This is a genomic window from Streptomyces sp. NPDC001450 (assembly GCF_053597295.1).
On sequence record NZ_JBSFHY010000153.1, the window covers coordinates 1 to 1284 of the forward strand.

Sequence of the window (1284 nt, forward strand, 5' to 3'; positions counted from 1 at the left end):
CGCCCTCGCCCCAGCCCGTGCCGTCCGCACCCGCCGCGAACGGCTTGCACCGACCGTCCGGCGCGAGCCCCCGCTGCCTGCTGAACTCCACGAAGATGCCGGGCTCCGCCATCACGGTCGCCCCGCCGGCAAGCGCGAACGAGCACTCGCCGGAGCGCAGGGCCTGGACCGCCAGATGCAGCGCTACCAGTGACGACGAGCACGCCGTGTCCACGGTCACGGCCTGTCCGCGCAGGCCGAGGATGTAGGCGATGCGCCCGCTGGCCACACTGCAGGCGGTGCCTGTCAACAGATATCCGTCGACGGACTCGGGGGCCTGGTGCAGTCCGGGACCGTACTCCTGCTGCATGAGTCCGACGAACACTCCGCCGTCGCTCTCGCGTAGGGTCTCCGGGTCGATACCGGCCCGCTCCAGTGCCTCCCAGGAAGTCTCCAGCAACAGCCGCTGCTGGGGGTCCATGGCCTCGGCCTCGCGCGGCGAGATACCGAAGAAACCGGGGTCGAACTCGGCTGCGTCGTACAGGAACGAGCCGGAGCGCGCATAGGTCGTACCGTGATGCTCCGGGTCGGGGTGGTACAGATTGCCGAGGTCCCAGCCCCGGTCGGCGGGGAAGGCGGAGACCGTGTCACCGCCCGTGGCGAGCAGTTCCCACAGTTCGTCCGGTGTGCGGATGCCACCGGGGAGACGGCAGCCCATGCCCACGATGGCGATGGGGTCGTCTTCCGTGACCGGCCTCGCGTCCGAGGAATGCTCGGGGTCCGACTCGGTGCCGCCCTGGAGCAGACCGCGCACATGGCGGGCGAGTGCCTGCGGTGTGGGGTGGTCGAAGAGAACGGAGGCGGGCAGGGAGAGTCCGGTGTCGGCGACCAGTCGGTTCCGCAGTTCGACGGATGTCGCGGAGTCGAAGCCCAGAGCCTTGAAGGTGAGGGTCGCGTCGACGTCACCCGGTGTGGGATGCCCCAGCACCACGGCGGCGTGCGCACGGACCCGCTGCACCCAGTCGTCGCGCCGCACCGGCACTGAAGCGGACTCGATCTGAGCCGACTCCACAGGCTCCGCGAGGGCTGCCGTACGACGTCGGGACACGCCGCCGTCGAACCAGTAGCGGCGGTGCTGGAAGGCGTAGGTGGGCAGGGGGACGGTGCGGGCGTCGTGTCCGGCCAGCACGGCCGTCCAGTCGACCGGGACGCCGCGCACCCACGCCTCGGCCAGCGAGGTCAGCAAACGCAGGGCCCCGCCATCGTCACGACGCAGACTGCCCACCACCACCGCATCCGGGACGG

Annotated in this window: 1 protein-coding gene; it reads right to left on the reverse strand. The window is 70.9% G+C overall.

Going from position 1 to position 1284, the window contains the following annotated elements; genetic code table 11:
- Positions 1-1284 (reverse strand): beta-ketoacyl synthase N-terminal-like domain-containing protein (locus tag ACWC5O_RS45495; protein ID WP_450781405.1); only part of this gene is annotated, 1284 nt, incomplete at both ends.